A 13,757-nucleotide genomic window follows, 5' to 3' on the forward strand; every position below is an offset into this window, starting at 1 on the left:
CATACCGCTATCTGTTTTCTATCCAGATCGCATCAGCCAGCACCTGCGCTGAAAATTTTTCTCCCCTCGGGGAGAAGTCTTTTAAATGGGTTTACACAAAAGATTTGACAGACCCTTTCTCTTGGAATGTGTTTAAGAAATAAATACATTCTGACAGACATCAATAAGGTAAAAGAGCTCATGTACGAGTATTTAAGAGACCGCGGCCAAAATGAATTACTTCCCAGGAACGAGGATACTTCTTTCGATGAGTTTGATCTGATGTTTATTCATCAGGATGAGATGTCACATTTTGTCATTGAATCAGTTTGGCGCAAGTTAAAGGAAAGTTAACGGTTCTGAGAGATCAAATTAAATATCACTGAGAAGACGGCACTTTTTATGGTTGTCGTTTTTTAGTTCTTCCTACCTAAAAAAAGATATACTTTTTTGGTCAATTTTGCTATTTTAAATAGTGGGAATGGTAAAGTTTATGTATAAATGAATTTGTTTTAACTTACTAATTCCAATAACTATTAGATACAACTTCGGAGGTTCGACATGAACTACCATGTAATAGCACAGTTTCATGAAAAAACAAGATATTATTGGAACTATTCAAAAGATTCACTTGTCGATGACTTATTAATACCACTGATTCAAAAAGATGTAAGAATAGCAAAAAAATCTGGAGTAGAAACAATATTTAACTTCGGAGCGATATCTTATTTTACTGTTCTTGCTACTAAGAAGCGGCTATCATTAAAAGGGGCACGAATTCCTAATGAATTAAAAGATAGGAGTTTTATTCAGGAGCATAATATTACTTCTCAGATAATAAATGAGGTAAAAGTTTTAACTAAATATTCAAATAAATCAATACTACAATATGCGCTTATGGAACCTTTAGATCAAATATTCGTTGTAATGAAATTTGGTGATGAAGTTCTTGATTTAGTTTATAAAAGTGTAATTAAACCTTTAGGTGAAGAATTTGGGTATAAAGTTTTAAGGGTTGATGAAATACAAGATAGTGGATTTATTAACCAACAAACTCTAGAAAATATTTCCAAAAGCAAAATAGTCATTGCAGATTTAACGATGGAAAGCCCTAATTGTTATTATGAAGCTGGATTTGCGCATGCACTAGGCAAGGAAATCGTCTTCTGCATAAAAAAAGATGGAAAGGTACATTTTGATTTAAGTTCAAACAGATTCATAGAATGGAGATCAGATAGCGACTATCGAGAGAAATTAACTGAAAGGTTAAAAGCCATTCGTGAAAAGCAATCTGATTAAAATGATAATTCATCACATCTTCAAGGAAAATTATTGTTGGAAGGAATACAAAATATAGAGAAGTTTAAATAAAACGTATGGAAGGAAATAGAGGATGGGACTACCACGGACGTTTGTTGGTTTTAGCAGTACGGATATTAGATACTATTATCTCATGTTAGCTTGGAAAGAAAATGAGAAAATTGATTTTAATTTCACTAATTGCCAACTAAAGCAGGAGTTATTCTCTACAAACGAGCAATACATTAAGAGGAAATGTCGTGAACGTATTAACATGGCGGGATATTATATTATGCTTATTGGAAATGATACAAAATATAAGGAGAAATATGTACATTGGGAAGCGGAAGTTGCAATTGAAAAACAATGTACAATAATTGGGGTGAACCTTAACAACGCAAGGAGTTTTGATGTATCTAAAACACCAAGTGTTCTTGACGGTATTGGAGCTATCTTTGTCCCCTTTAATCCAAAGATAATTAATCTTGCTTTAAGTGAGTATGAAATGGGGACCTCTGGAAACTTTTACTATAAAGAATTTGTATACGAAACATTAGGTTTATGAAATAAAAATAGATAAAGTTGGTTCAAAAATACTATTAAATAATTGGAGAGAACTCTAGTGAAAGTATTTATTAGTTGGTCGGGTGAAAGAAGTAAAAAAGTTGGAGAATTATTAGATGAATGGTTACAATGTGTCTTACAAGCAGTGGATCCTTGGATGTCTAGTAAAGATATAGATAGGGGGTCCCTGTGGTTCAGTGAAATAAATGATCAACTGAAAGACACGAGTATTGGCGTTGTTTGCTTAACTAGGGAAAATCTAAATAAACCATGGATTTTATTTGAAGCAGGAGCGCTTGCTAAAGGATTAAATTCCACACGAGTATGTACTCTATTAATAGATTTAGAATCAACTGATATCTCGGACCCTTTGGCTCAGTTTAACCATACATTGCCTACTCAGAGTAGTATTTGGGGATTGGTGAGAACAATCAATTCATCTTTAGGTGAGAGATCACTAAAAGAAAGAGTACTAGAGAATGTATTCATGACTTATTGGCCTCAATTTGAGGAGAGGTTTAATGCTATACTTTCAGAAGTCCCTGATACATCACCTGAGGTAAGAAGAAATAACGATGATATCTTAGTTGAGTTATTGCAAGTCACGAGAGGACTAGACAAAAGAGTTAGGTATATGGAACGTGATCAACAACATAGTGTGAAAATGACAAATGAAGAGTTTGACAAGATCCTATTTAGATTAAAAAATAAAGGATTTGATCTTGAGCAATTATTAGAAGTTTTTACAGAAACATATGGTATTCCTTATAACGTGGTTCACCGAAGATTAATGGAAAATGATTTTACAAATATGGAAAATAAAAATATAGAATTAAAACAACATTTTTCTATAATTAAATAGGAAAAAACAATCCCATTAGAGAGGGATTGTTTTTTTTAATTTTTTAAGTGGTCTCTGCGGGCTATCCAAAGAGTATGTTCTCTAGAGAATGCGTTCTCAGCATCTGCTACATAATTCGAGAGAGTTTCATCCGAATTAATAAACTCACTTTTTTGTAAAATCAAAGATATTTCTGCTGCAGTTACACTATATGCCTGAGATAATTCTTGATATTGCTTTAGTTTTATCCATGCTAACGTAGTAGTAGAGAGAGTCACAAAAAAGCCTGTTAAATTTAATGGAATGGTTGGATTGTTTGCGAATATTATTGCTAATGTGAGCGCCACTACTTGCAAAAATATCGTACAATAAAACCATCTTTCTTCAAGAGTCTTATTATTTTCTGCCTTTTTTTGATACCATTCTAATTGGTTACTTACTCTATTTTCTATATATAAACTTTTACGTTTGTTTAAGTCTAGAAGCTTTACATTAGTCATTGTATCAGGTATGGACTGATTTGATTCATTAGTAATTAACATATGGCTAATAATGCTTTTATTACTGGTTAAGATGTTTTGTAGACTAGATATTAATTCTTTTTTGCTTGATTCAATGCTAGATGTAAAGGGATCTGCACTCATCATATATTTCCATGATATAGTTTTAATAGATTCTGCAACAGCTCTACAACCAAACCATATTTTTTCATACTGCCGAATTCTTATGATGAACTTTATTATTATACTTATTGCTATTAGTATAGCGGCAAGCACACTGAAAAATATTTTATAGTTATCTGAAAGGAATGAAAAAGCTCCTAAAAAAGCTGAAATTGGCATGATAATTAAATCAATTTTAGAAAGTTGTAAATATTTATTTTGTGCCTCAATCGAACTGTAGTCGGCCATTTCAAAAGCTGACGGAAACTTAAATTGCATTAGATTTCAACCTTCCGTATATTATTTTAATTTTTTCCAGAGGTTTGAGCATATAACGACTACCGTAATTCACGAGGAAGTTTTTATCCATAAAAAGCTTGGGTCAAGTTCCTTTATATATTTGAAAAGTTCATTCCATGTTATCTCAATTTGTTTCGCTCTTTCAAGCATTACATCAGTATATTCTGATTTAAAACTCTCTTTGTATAAAGCTTTTGAGACTTTATACAAAGCCCTGAAGGCCTCTAGAAAATTGATTTTAAGTTCTTCCAATTTAGAATTATTAAATTCAAAGTCATAGAAAAATAATCTATCAATATTAGAAGTTTCGTAAAAGTTTATAAAATAAGAGTAATTTAAAGAGGAAATGAGTTTTGTAAGATTGTAAATTTCATCTAATGTAAAAACATTGGATATTTGAGTAAGGATATCACGATCGTTCATACTTAAGCCGTTTGCTTGGAACGATGATAATTCTTTTGTTGTAATTTCCTGACTGGTTATTTTTTCAAGAAAGGCATTAACCTTTGAAAGCAAATTACTATTATCTACACTTGAAATTATTTTGTATCGAATTAAATCATTACTTAGCTTAAACAAATCGTCTTTATTATTTAATCGGATGGTTTGGATATTACCAAAAGGAGTAAATTTATATAAATCTTCTGAAGATATAGGATTAACTAGAATGGGACATACTTTTTTATTAATTGCCCAAGCAGCTCCCATTTCAATTAGACAGAACTTGCTTACTAAGTAATTGGGTGTGATTAATAGAATAATAAGCTCAGCATCTATCAAGTGCTCTTTAATACTTTGAGTAAAGCTCTCACCAAAAGAAATGTCCCCTTTTGAAGTACAATAAATATCCCCTCTGGAAGTATTAAATGAAGTCTGGAAAAAATCTAAAAAATGCTCGACCAATTGTTGATCCTTATGAGCGTGGCTTAAGAAAAGTTTATATTTCGTATTACTCCTTTTCTCCACTGTGTTCATAGATTTATCGTCTGATTTATTATTTGGAGCATATAGTCTTAGTGTATAATTCTTTGTAACTAGATCTTCAATATTGACATATCTAGTAAAGGCATCAAAATTTTCATCGCGGTCAATGGAAATTAAATTCCTAGTGGGCCCAAGAGTTCTACTAGACCAAAAGTTATCAAGGGGAGCTATCAATTCTATAATAAGTTTCATGTCTGTGGAGTTAATTTTCAATTCTTCCCCAAGCTCATTACAATCGATTTTGGTAACATTAGGTTCCAAAATCAATTTGTTTTTTATAGTGGTTATGACTGTATCACAATAATTTATGTAAGGGCTATCTGGTGATATATGCAATATTCCTAATAGTGTGATTTGATAATGATGATCCATCTTGTTTAGTAATAGCCTGTTTATTTGATTTGGATCAAAGGTGGGTGGTATTTCTTCTGTTAGTTCACTCTTAATCATCCTGTAATTATTAAGATGATCAAGACTATTAATATTTAAATTATATACTTTTTCAAGCCATTTTTTTTGATCTGATGTCATATCAATTTTTGGGTAAGTATATTGTTCCATTTCGTACGACCATCCTTGTTATAAAATACTTAGATTCAAAAAGATCGCAACTACAAGCGATTAGCATCGAACTTATTTTTTTTCTTTATCCCTCATCTTTTTCTCTTTTAAGAGCCGAAACATCTCCAACTCTTCCTTCAGCCGCGCTGCTTCTTCCTCAGTAAGTTCCTCTTTAGCTCCGCCGAAGTAAGCAACATTTATGTTATCATTTGTTTTATCAATTGTAGTCTTCTCATCTGTTCTACCAATTAGGAAATCGATGGGGACTGCAAAGAAATCGGCGATTTTCTGAAGACGATCCTTTCGAGGTAGTGAATCTGCTGTCTCTAGCCTCCTAATAGATGCAGGGGGTATGTCTAAAGAAATTGCTAATTGTTCTTGTGTCAATCCACGACTCTGTCTTAATTGTTTTAATCTATCTTTGAACTCCAATTAAAGGCACCCCCTAATGAAATAATTGTATAATAAAATGTTCGTAAAATAAACGTTCATAAAGCGAACAATTTTAGTTGACATGTTCGAATTACGAACGTATAATACAAATATAAGGTTCGTTAAAAGAATTTCTGGAAAGAAGGTGAAGAAGTGAAGCAGAAAAGAGAAGTGCTCATCAATACCAGAAAAAACAAAGGTTTAACACAGGAAGAATTAGCAGCTTTTGCTGGAATCACTCGTGCATATCTTGCAAATATTGAACGTGGCGAGCATGCTCCCTCATTAAAAGTCGCTCAAAAATTAGCTGGTATTCTTGAAAAGGATACTGATGAGCTTTTTTTTGATATAAATGTTCGAAAAACGAACATTATTTAATGAACTGAGTTTAGTTATTATCCTTATAAGCTGAAAATAATCGATGGAGGTTAATTAAGATGCAAACAACCCTTACAGTTACCGAAGCCGCCGAAAAACTCCGTGTCTGCGAAGACACCATCTACACCATGGTACGCCGTAAACAAATCCCACATTTCCGCGTTCGCCGGCGTATCTTCTTCCGGGCCGAATCCTTAGAAGCCTGGATGAAGCAACAAGAAGCCGAAATCGAAGCAATCATGGCCTCAAATTCTTAAAAGAATGGCCCCCAGAAAAGGGAGCCCAAATCATAAGTGAGGTTGATAACTCCATAGTAACTCAAGCCCTTGGCACAAAACACCCAAACTGAAGTACAGATTTGACCCATTTACCTATAGTCCTGTGCTAATTTGGCACAAACCTTATATCTACCGGAAAGGGGGAAGAGCCTTGTCAATTGGGGAAGCGATTAGACGATACCGGGTATCCAACAGCTTAACTCAACGTGAGTTTGCATCACAGTTAGCGATGGACCGTTCGGTTCTAGCAAGAATTGAGCGTGGTAAGCGTGATCTGGATGCTTCTTATGACACCATCGTCTCTGGGCTAAACTGGAGAATCGCTTTGGAGATAGCCGACGAGCGAACCGATGGATACATATCCAACATTTTGGAACACCTGCCGAATTTAGATCTCCATCCTGCAGCTTTAAAGGACCTACTCCTGAAGGAACTGACGGAATTGGAAGCAGCATTGGAGGAATTAGTGATGGCCAAGCACATTGATCCTAAAAAACGCCGACAAAGCGCTGAGCGTGTTTGGCACGAGATCCGGGATGTTATGGAGAAAGCCGCGGTGCTTCAAGGCGTTTTGGAAGAAGAATTTGGATTGGAACGAAAATCGCTGATCTTAAAACATCAGCAACAACTCAAAAGAGGAGAGCGCTAAACGCGAAGGGAGGTGAAACAGGATATGAATGATACACCGAGCATCATCAAGACTGCGTGTGATGGAGACAAGCCCAACAGCCTCATCCGGATGTCGATGACTTTGGAAGAGTGCGTAGTAGCACATTTTGCATATGAAAGGAGCCGATTGTTTGAAAGTTCAAGTGATGCAATATCTGACACCGGACCAACGGTCTAGGTTTAACAAAATAAAAAATACCCGGCCGGCCAGCCGAGTATCATTGAGCATCCGTCTAAAGAAACTCATAGCTCTTATCTTATCATAGGTCATCTTTTCGTGTGAAGAGCCCAATTAACTAATTCTAAATCATAAGGGAGTTAAAAACATATGAAAGCAACTGGCATTGTAAGGCAAGTCGATCACCTGGGAAGAATCGTCCTCCCGATGGAATTGAGAAAAACGATGGATATCGGCACTAAGGATTCCCTGGAAATCTATACAGACGGTCAGCAAATCGTTCTGAGGAAGTACGCTCCGGGATGTGTATTGTGCAATAGAGTGGAAGGGCTGGTCTCTTTATATCCGGGTAAACTGGTTTGCTCCGGTTGCGTGAAATTAATTGTGAAGGAAGAAAGTAAGCTCATTGGTACGGTAACGAGTCCATCAGATTGAAAGGGAGTCGGAATAATGCCTCCAAAAAAGAATGCCCCGATTTGTGTTTGTTGTAAGGAGAACCCAGGAACTCTTCATCTTGATAATGGAAAAACGATATGCGAACAATGCGCCCAACACCAAAATGATATGGCGCCTTAAGGAGTTGAAAACATGGAACTAGGCCGTTTTGAAGTTGGCCGATCCGACCCACAATCTTTACCACTGGATCATGCTGCAACTTGTGAATATGAACATTGCTTACAACCCATTTACTATAGCGAACCTTGCTGGAACTTGGACGGTGAAAAGTTCTGCAGCGCCGTATGCGTTGCTAAACACTTTGGAGCAAATAAAATCACCGCAGGGCAAGAATAACGCCCGCTAATAAGGAGGATATGTACCGATGGCAATGACTGTAGAAGCAGTAACAAAGGGAATAGCACGTGAAGAGTGGCTGCAGCTCCGTAAACGTGGGATCGGTGGATCCGATGCAGCCGCTGTTGCTGGATTAAACCCTTGGAAGTCTCCGGTAGCTGTTTATCTCGAGAAGACCGGACAGTTAGAAAATGACGCGGCCGGCGAGCCTGCTTACTGGGGGAACATTCTTGAGGACGTAGTAGCCAAGGAATTTTCTATCCGGACCGGCCTCAAAGTTCAACGCTCCAATAAGCTTTACCGGCATCCGGAGCACTCCTTCATGCTTGGTAACATTGATCGGATGATTACGGATCAGAACAAACGGAAGGGAATCCTTGAAGTAAAGACGACAAGCGCCTTTAATACTGAGGATTGGAAAGACGATAAGCTCCCGGACCATTATGCAATTCAACTACAGCATTACCTTTCAGTACTCGGCCTTGATTATGGATTCTTTGCAGTTCTGATTGGTGGGAACAACTTTCAATACCGGTACGTTGAACGCGATGAACGAATTATCAGCAGCCTGATTGACATTGAGAAGCAGTTTTGGAACGAACATGTGTTAAAGGGCATACCACCCATGATCGACGGTTCAGATGCTTCTACGAACCTTTTAAATTACCTTTACCCGTCGAGTAAACCGGATACGAGCATTAATTTGCCTGATGACCAAGAAGGACTGATTAAGGAGCTCAAAGAGTCCCAGGATGCCCTTAAATTAGCTGAGACTCGCTTCGAAACAGCAAAGAATCTGATTAAGTCCATGATGGAGGATGCGGAGATTGCTTACTTCAAAGGCGATAAAATAGCCACCTGGAAATCGTCTGATTCTGCGTCGCTTGATACAAAGACACTTAAAGCTAAAAAGCCAGAAATCTATTCGGAGTTCGCAGTAACCAAATCGGTACGGCGATTCCTGGTGAAATAGGGGGAGAATACGATGGCAGGTAATAGCAGCACACAAGATCAACTTGCTGGTAAATTGCAGCAGCGAGCAGCTGGTGGGAACACACCGGTTGCCTCACCAGCAAATACAATTGCAGCTTATCTAAAGAAAATGGAAGGTGAGATTGCGAGGGCCCTTCCAAAGCATATGACCCCGGAGCGTATGACCCGAATCGCCCTAACGACAATCCGGACGAACCCGAAGCTGCTGGAATGTACAGTCCCTTCCTTAATCGCAGCGGTGATGCAGTCAGCTCAACTAGGACTTGAGCCCGGTCTAATTGGTCATTGTTACTTTGTCCCTTACAACAATAAAAAGAAGGGGCTAGACGGAAAGGATTACTGGGAAAAAGAAGTCCAGTTCATGATTGGTTACAAAGGCATGATCGACTTAGCCCGTCGTTCAGGTAACATTCAATCTATTTCAGCCCACGAGGTTTATGAGAATGACTTCATTGAGCTTACATACGGGCTCCAAGAGGACTTAAAGCATATCCCATGGTTCTTGCGTAAGGATCAAAAACAGCAAGCCTCTGGAGACGTCACGGGCGCCTATATGGTAGCTAAGTTTAATGACGGTGGACACTTCATTCATTACATGCCAATTCAAGAAATTGAGTCCCATAGGGCACGATCTAAATCCAAAGATAACGGCCCTTGGATTACGGATTACACAGAAATGTGCAAGAAGACGGTCGTAAGAGCCGGCTGGAAGTGGCTGCCGATTAGTATAGAGATCGCTAGTGCCGTTACAAAAGATGAAACAGCCCACAATGATATTAGTGGGGTTACGGATGACACGGTGATCGATATAACGGCAACTACGGTTTTAGAAGAAGACCGGCTGACGGATCCAGTATCTGGCGACCAACGTAATGCTCAAAATGAAATGGAATTCGAATAGGATCTTATGGATGAAGTTAATGATGTACCTCTGATGCAATCGTCCGTTTCTAAGCGAATCTGGGCGCTCATGGAGAGCCATCCAGAACAATTTAGACAAGAGGTCAAGGATTACTTTGCACGAGCTTATCCGGGCTTTACAGTGGTCCGTGCGAAGTATCCAGTTATCTATTTGCGGGACGACCGCGATAGGATGGGGTGATCAAGTGCCAGACAGTTACCCGTTTACAACGTATTCTGGTCTGCTGGAGCCAAAACACTACAAACAAATAGGGACAGCACTGTGGTTTTTCTTGTGGTGTATCAGCTCCACGACCAAGGAGGAAGAGGTTGATGGGGTAACGTGGGGGCTGGTGCTTGGCAATAGACCAATGAAATTATCTGAACTTGCTGCACCCTTTGAGGTAGATGATAAAACTGTAAGTCGCTGGCTCAAGACACTGGAAACGTACCATTACATAAAAATAACTCGAGCTCCTTATGGTTTAATTATCGCGGTCAAGAACTCTAAAAAGTGGCGAGAGAGATCAGACAAAAATGTCCGATCTGACGAAAGAGAACAGACAAATTTGTCTGATCTGTCGCCTAGAGATCAGACAAATTTGTCCGATCTGAATGAAAGAGAACAGACAAATTTGTCCGATCTGTCGCCTAGAGATCAGACAAAAATGTCCGATCTGAACGGAGAGAACGGACAAATATGTCTTATCTCTCCCGAGAGATCGGACAAAAATGTCCGATCTAATAAAGATATTAAAGATCTTAAAGATATTACTACTACTACTATTACTTTTAGGGATCCGAATTTTTTCGATTCATCGAGTCAGGACCCCTTGATACAAGTCATTGATTCATATTGCAAGCTGCACAAGCGTCTGGACATTCACATTCGTCAACAAGAAAGAGGGATCATGGGTAGGATGATCGCCGGGGGTGTGCCATCACCCTTTATCATTCAAACTATGACAAAGCTCTATGACGAGAAGCGCCGGCGCGAGGAGGAGAGCGGTCGAGTATTTTCCCCTCCAAGCACTTTTAAGTATTACGAGCAAGCCATATACGAGGCTTGGAACAACGGCCCGTCGTCCATAACTGCTGAGGTGTCGTCCTCTTCAGTCGCCCTTGGATCACCTGGACGTAGACTTGTAACTAAAAGCCGATATGAACAAAACAATGACTATCTAAAACGTGCATGGGAGGAGGCGCAGCGTGAACAGAGCGGACGTACTGAAGCTCTTTTTGATCATGAATAATGCATATCCCAACTTCACGGTAGACGATACCAAGGTCCTTGCCTGGATGGAGTTTTTAGGGGACACGCCATTCGAGCAGGCCAAAGATAACCTGATCTCACACATCCGGACCAGCCGGTATTTACCCACGGTGGCGGATCTTACCAAGCCGTTAGAGCCCGAACCGGAGCAGCTGGCTTTATACCATGCGGGACTTCGCGAGTCAGCTCAACAATTCCTTGAGCAGCTCGATGAGTGGCAAGCCACCGCGGTTGGCCCTCCGGAAGAGATTAAGGCCATGATGCGGCTGCCGATCGAGGAGAGAACGGAGGCGCTCAGGGAATATGCCAGACGCAATCGAGCTCGCTGATTTTGCAAAACAGGTTGAAGCAGAGCAGGCAATCATAGGGGCCGTTCTCCTGAGCAATGAAGCCATCTTAAACGCGATGGACCGACTGCTGCCCGAGGACTTTTTCCAATCGGCCCACAGGATCATTTTTGAATCCATGCTTGAGCTTTGGGATGCTGCAGAGACGGAAACTCCGATCGATCTCGTTACGCTGGCCGCTCATCTGAATCAGCGGGGGCAGCTGGAACATATCGGCGGGATAACGTATTTGTCGGAGCTTTCCCAGGCCACCCCGACGGCAGCGAATATTGACTATTACGCCAAGTTGGTACTGGATGCTTCGTTAGATCGTATGACTCGTGCCGGCATGAAGCGGATTTACGAGAATAGCGACTTAACAGCAGCCGAGATGGCGGAGCAGGCCCAGCGGGTTGCGGAGGAAATAGCTGAACGATCTGCTGCTAACAAAGGTGGATTCAAGCCCTTCAAGGAAGCCGCGATGCGCGTATATGACAGGGTTGAGCAAAGTTACACTCAGCCGGCCGCCGGTGGTGTGACGGGAATTAGTTCGGGTTATCCGGACCTCGACAAGATGACCTCCGGATTTCAACCCCAAGATTTGGTCATTGTGGGAGCCCGGCCATCAGTCGGAAAAACGGCTTTTGCTCTTAATGTCGCACAAGCTGCAGGGAAAACGTCAGGCGAGACCATAGCCATATTCAGTCTGGAGATGAGCGCCGAGCAACTGGTGCAACGGATGATATCTGCTGAGGGCAATGTTGATGCCAGCCGGCTGCGCACGGGACACTTGGAGGGTGACGATTGGGAGAAGATGACGATGGCTATCGGAACGCTATCAGATGCCCATATCTACATCGACGACAGCCCAGGCGTAACAGTCAACGATATCCGATCTCGGTGCCGCCAGCTCAAGAAGGAGACAGGCAGCCTCGGACTTATCCTGATTGATTACCTGCAGCTCATCTCTTCAGCGGGACGGTCCGAGAATAGGCAGCAGGAGATTTCCAAGATTTCACGGACTTTGAAGCAAATCGCCCGGGAGCTTGATACGACGGTAATTGCTTTGTCCCAACTCAGTCGGGGCGTAGAGCAGCGGCAGGACAAGCGACCGATGATGTCGGACCTTCGAGAATCCGGATCCATAGAGCAAGATGCCGATATCGTTGCCTTTTTATACAGGGATGATTACTACGACAAGGAAAGCGAAAAGAAAAACGTGATCGAGATCATTATCGCAAAGCAGCGCAATGGCCCGGTGGGAACGGTCGAACTGGCCTTCCTGAAAAACTTCAATAAGTTCGTGAGCCTGGACCGTACGCACCAAGAGACAGCCAGCACTTCGAGGCCAATGAGCAGCAAGAAAAATCAAGATCGACGCTGGGCGTAGGAGGAGAGCCTAGGTGACGGACAGTGGAATACTAGCGTTGTATGAAATCGCGATAGATCAAGCGGTTGAGCTGGATATCCGTTATAAGGCAGCTCGCCAAATGCAGGAGGGAGGCACCGGTGAAAATGTACCAAAGATTGGATCCCCTATTTCAGAACACTAACCGCTTCGTTATTGTGGGCCGGGGAAACGAAAAACTTGGAGAAGTGTTCGTGCTCAACGAGCGTTTTATCCTTCTCAATAAAAAGGCACGTCGCGGCTTGCGGTGCGTAAGGATGGTTGGTTACTGATGGACACAAAGGCAGCGATCAGAAGGGTTATTGATGACCTGGAAACGGAGATTGATGAAATGAAGGGCAGGAAGCAAGATACGGACCTTGCCACTGGGTTTTATGTTGGGAAACAAGACGACCTGCAGTACGCTCTATGCCAATTAAAATTGGTACTGGCCGATGCGTAGATATGTTGGGATTGATCCTTCAACCAAGACCGGGCTTGTGATTCTGGATGAAGACGGAGAGCTTTGGGAAGCCCGTGAGATTGAAGAAGGGCTTAACGGTCGGGCTCCTGATCCACAGCATATGAGTAGGCTTGTGAACGCAGTATTGCGGTTCGTAGAACCCAATGATCAGGTCACTGTAGAAGGATTTGGTTTTGCAAGTCAATCTGGTTTTCTTCTAGGTGGTATTGGATGGGGAATTCGGATGGGGCTTTACGGCAAGGGGATCAATTACTTTGAGCCGGCCCCTTCCGCTGTGAAGAAGTTTACAGGCGCGGGAGGAAATGCCGGAAAGGAAGCTGTTGCTGTTGAGGTATACAAGCGATGGGGATTCCAGCATAAGAGCAACAATGTGACGGATGCCTTTGTACTGGCTCAAATCGCTCTCGCTCTACATGAACCGGTAAAGTTGACTGCAGCCCAACAGGAAGTCATCAAAAAACTGAAAGGATGATCAAA

Annotated in this window: 19 protein-coding genes; 16 read left to right on the forward strand and 3 right to left on the reverse strand. The window is 40.9% G+C overall.

Going from position 1 to position 13,757, the window contains the following annotated elements:
* Positions 1 to 540 precede the first annotated feature (540 nt).
* The 3 genes from CF651_RS18885 to CF651_RS18895 all read left to right on the forward strand — a co-directional run bounded on the left by CF651_RS18885 (position 541) and on the right by CF651_RS18895 (position 2,704).
* Positions 541 to 1,278: a TIR domain-containing protein gene (locus CF651_RS18885; RefSeq protein WP_094016431.1), complete on the forward strand. Its 738-nt coding sequence runs from the start codon at positions 541 to 543 to the stop codon at positions 1,276 to 1,278.
* A gap of 94 nt (positions 1,279 to 1,372) precedes the next feature.
* Entirely contained in the window at positions 1,373 to 1,843 is a 471-nt protein-coding gene (locus CF651_RS18890) for a TIR domain-containing protein (RefSeq protein ID WP_094016432.1), read from the forward strand.
* Positions 1,844 to 1,900: 57 nt separating this feature from the next.
* Complete coding sequence (locus CF651_RS18895; RefSeq protein WP_094016433.1) at positions 1,901 to 2,704, forward strand: toll/interleukin-1 receptor domain-containing protein; 804 nt, start codon at positions 1,901 to 1,903, stop codon at positions 2,702 to 2,704.
* Positions 2,705 to 2,739: 35 nt separating this feature from the next.
* On the opposite strand, the gene CF651_RS18900 is transcribed toward CF651_RS18895, so the two are convergent.
* The 3 genes from CF651_RS18900 to CF651_RS18910 form a co-directional block, all read right to left on the reverse strand.
* Positions 2,740 to 3,624: a DUF4231 domain-containing protein gene (locus tag CF651_RS18900; RefSeq protein ID WP_094016434.1), complete on the reverse strand. Its 885-nt coding sequence runs from the start codon at positions 3,622 to 3,624 to the stop codon at positions 2,740 to 2,742.
* Positions 3,625 to 3,693: 69 nt separating this feature from the next.
* Entirely contained in the window at positions 3,694 to 5,190 is a 1,497-nt protein-coding gene (locus tag CF651_RS18905) for a toll/interleukin-1 receptor domain-containing protein (protein WP_094016435.1), read from the reverse strand.
* Positions 5,191 to 5,262: 72 nt separating this feature from the next.
* Entirely contained in the window at positions 5,263 to 5,622 is a 360-nt protein-coding gene (locus tag CF651_RS18910) for a helix-turn-helix domain-containing protein (protein WP_094016436.1), read from the reverse strand.
* Between the two features lie 153 nt (positions 5,623 to 5,775).
* Between CF651_RS18910 and CF651_RS18915 the strand changes: the two genes are divergently transcribed.
* The 13 genes from CF651_RS18915 (at position 5,776) to CF651_RS18970 (ending at position 13,752) form a co-directional block, all read left to right on the forward strand.
* Entirely contained in the window at positions 5,776 to 6,000 is a 225-nt protein-coding gene (locus tag CF651_RS18915; RefSeq protein ID WP_094016437.1) for a helix-turn-helix transcriptional regulator, read from the forward strand.
* Positions 6,001 to 6,059: 59 nt separating this feature from the next.
* Positions 6,060 to 6,257: a helix-turn-helix domain-containing protein gene (locus tag CF651_RS18920; protein WP_094016438.1), complete on the forward strand. Its 198-nt coding sequence runs from the start codon at positions 6,060 to 6,062 to the stop codon at positions 6,255 to 6,257.
* A gap of 172 nt (positions 6,258 to 6,429) precedes the next feature.
* Positions 6,430 to 6,927, forward strand: coding sequence for a helix-turn-helix domain-containing protein (locus CF651_RS18925; RefSeq protein ID WP_094016439.1), 498 nt, complete (start codon positions 6,430 to 6,432; stop codon positions 6,925 to 6,927).
* Between the two features lie 348 nt (positions 6,928 to 7,275).
* Positions 7,276 to 7,560, forward strand: coding sequence for an AbrB/MazE/SpoVT family DNA-binding domain-containing protein (locus tag CF651_RS18930; protein ID WP_094016440.1), 285 nt, complete (start codon positions 7,276 to 7,278; stop codon positions 7,558 to 7,560).
* Between the two features lie 153 nt (positions 7,561 to 7,713).
* Complete coding sequence (locus CF651_RS18935) at positions 7,714 to 7,917, forward strand: hypothetical protein (RefSeq protein WP_144029079.1); 204 nt, start codon at positions 7,714 to 7,716, stop codon at positions 7,915 to 7,917.
* Between the two features lie 28 nt (positions 7,918 to 7,945).
* On the forward strand, positions 7,946 to 8,890 hold the full coding sequence (locus CF651_RS18940) for a YqaJ viral recombinase family nuclease (RefSeq protein WP_094016442.1): 945 nt from the start codon (positions 7,946 to 7,948) through the stop codon (positions 8,888 to 8,890).
* Between the two features lie 12 nt (positions 8,891 to 8,902).
* Positions 8,903 to 9,811 (forward strand): recombination protein RecT, encoded by a 909-nt coding sequence (gene recT, locus CF651_RS18945; RefSeq protein WP_094016443.1) that lies wholly within the window; start codon positions 8,903 to 8,905, stop codon positions 9,809 to 9,811.
* Positions 9,812 to 10,016: 205 nt separating this feature from the next.
* Positions 10,017 to 11,063, forward strand: a complete 1,047-nt coding sequence (locus CF651_RS32360) for a hypothetical protein (RefSeq protein ID WP_179232880.1) — start codon at positions 10,017 to 10,019, stop codon at positions 11,061 to 11,063.
* Positions 11,020 to 11,412 (forward strand): replicative helicase loader/inhibitor, encoded by a 393-nt coding sequence (locus CF651_RS18960; protein WP_094016445.1) that lies wholly within the window; start codon positions 11,020 to 11,022, stop codon positions 11,410 to 11,412. Before CF651_RS32360 ends, CF651_RS18960 begins: the two co-directional genes overlap by 44 nt.
* Positions 11,387 to 12,799 carry a replicative DNA helicase gene (gene dnaB / locus CF651_RS18965; protein WP_094016446.1) on the forward strand — a complete coding sequence of 471 codons (1,413 nt, stop codon included), beginning with the start codon at positions 11,387 to 11,389 and terminating at the stop codon, positions 12,797 to 12,799. The genes CF651_RS18960 and dnaB overlap by 26 nt, the downstream gene beginning before the upstream one ends.
* Positions 12,800 to 12,812: 13 nt before the next feature.
* Entirely contained in the window at positions 12,813 to 12,962 is a 150-nt protein-coding gene (locus CF651_RS32365) for a hypothetical protein (RefSeq protein ID WP_179232881.1), read from the forward strand.
* A gap of 126 nt (positions 12,963 to 13,088) precedes the next feature.
* Complete coding sequence (locus tag CF651_RS32370; RefSeq protein WP_179232882.1) at positions 13,089 to 13,259, forward strand: hypothetical protein; 171 nt, start codon at positions 13,089 to 13,091, stop codon at positions 13,257 to 13,259.
* A complete protein-coding gene (locus CF651_RS18970; protein WP_094016447.1) occupies positions 13,252 to 13,752 on the forward strand; it encodes a RuvC family protein in 501 nt (166 codons plus the stop codon). The genes CF651_RS32370 and CF651_RS18970 overlap by 8 nt, the downstream gene beginning before the upstream one ends.
* Positions 13,753 to 13,757: the final 5 nt, after the last annotated feature.

It is taken from the genome of Paenibacillus rigui (assembly GCF_002234615.1).
Classification (GTDB): domain Bacteria; phylum Bacillota; class Bacilli; order Paenibacillales; family NBRC-103111; genus Paenibacillus_S; species Paenibacillus_S rigui.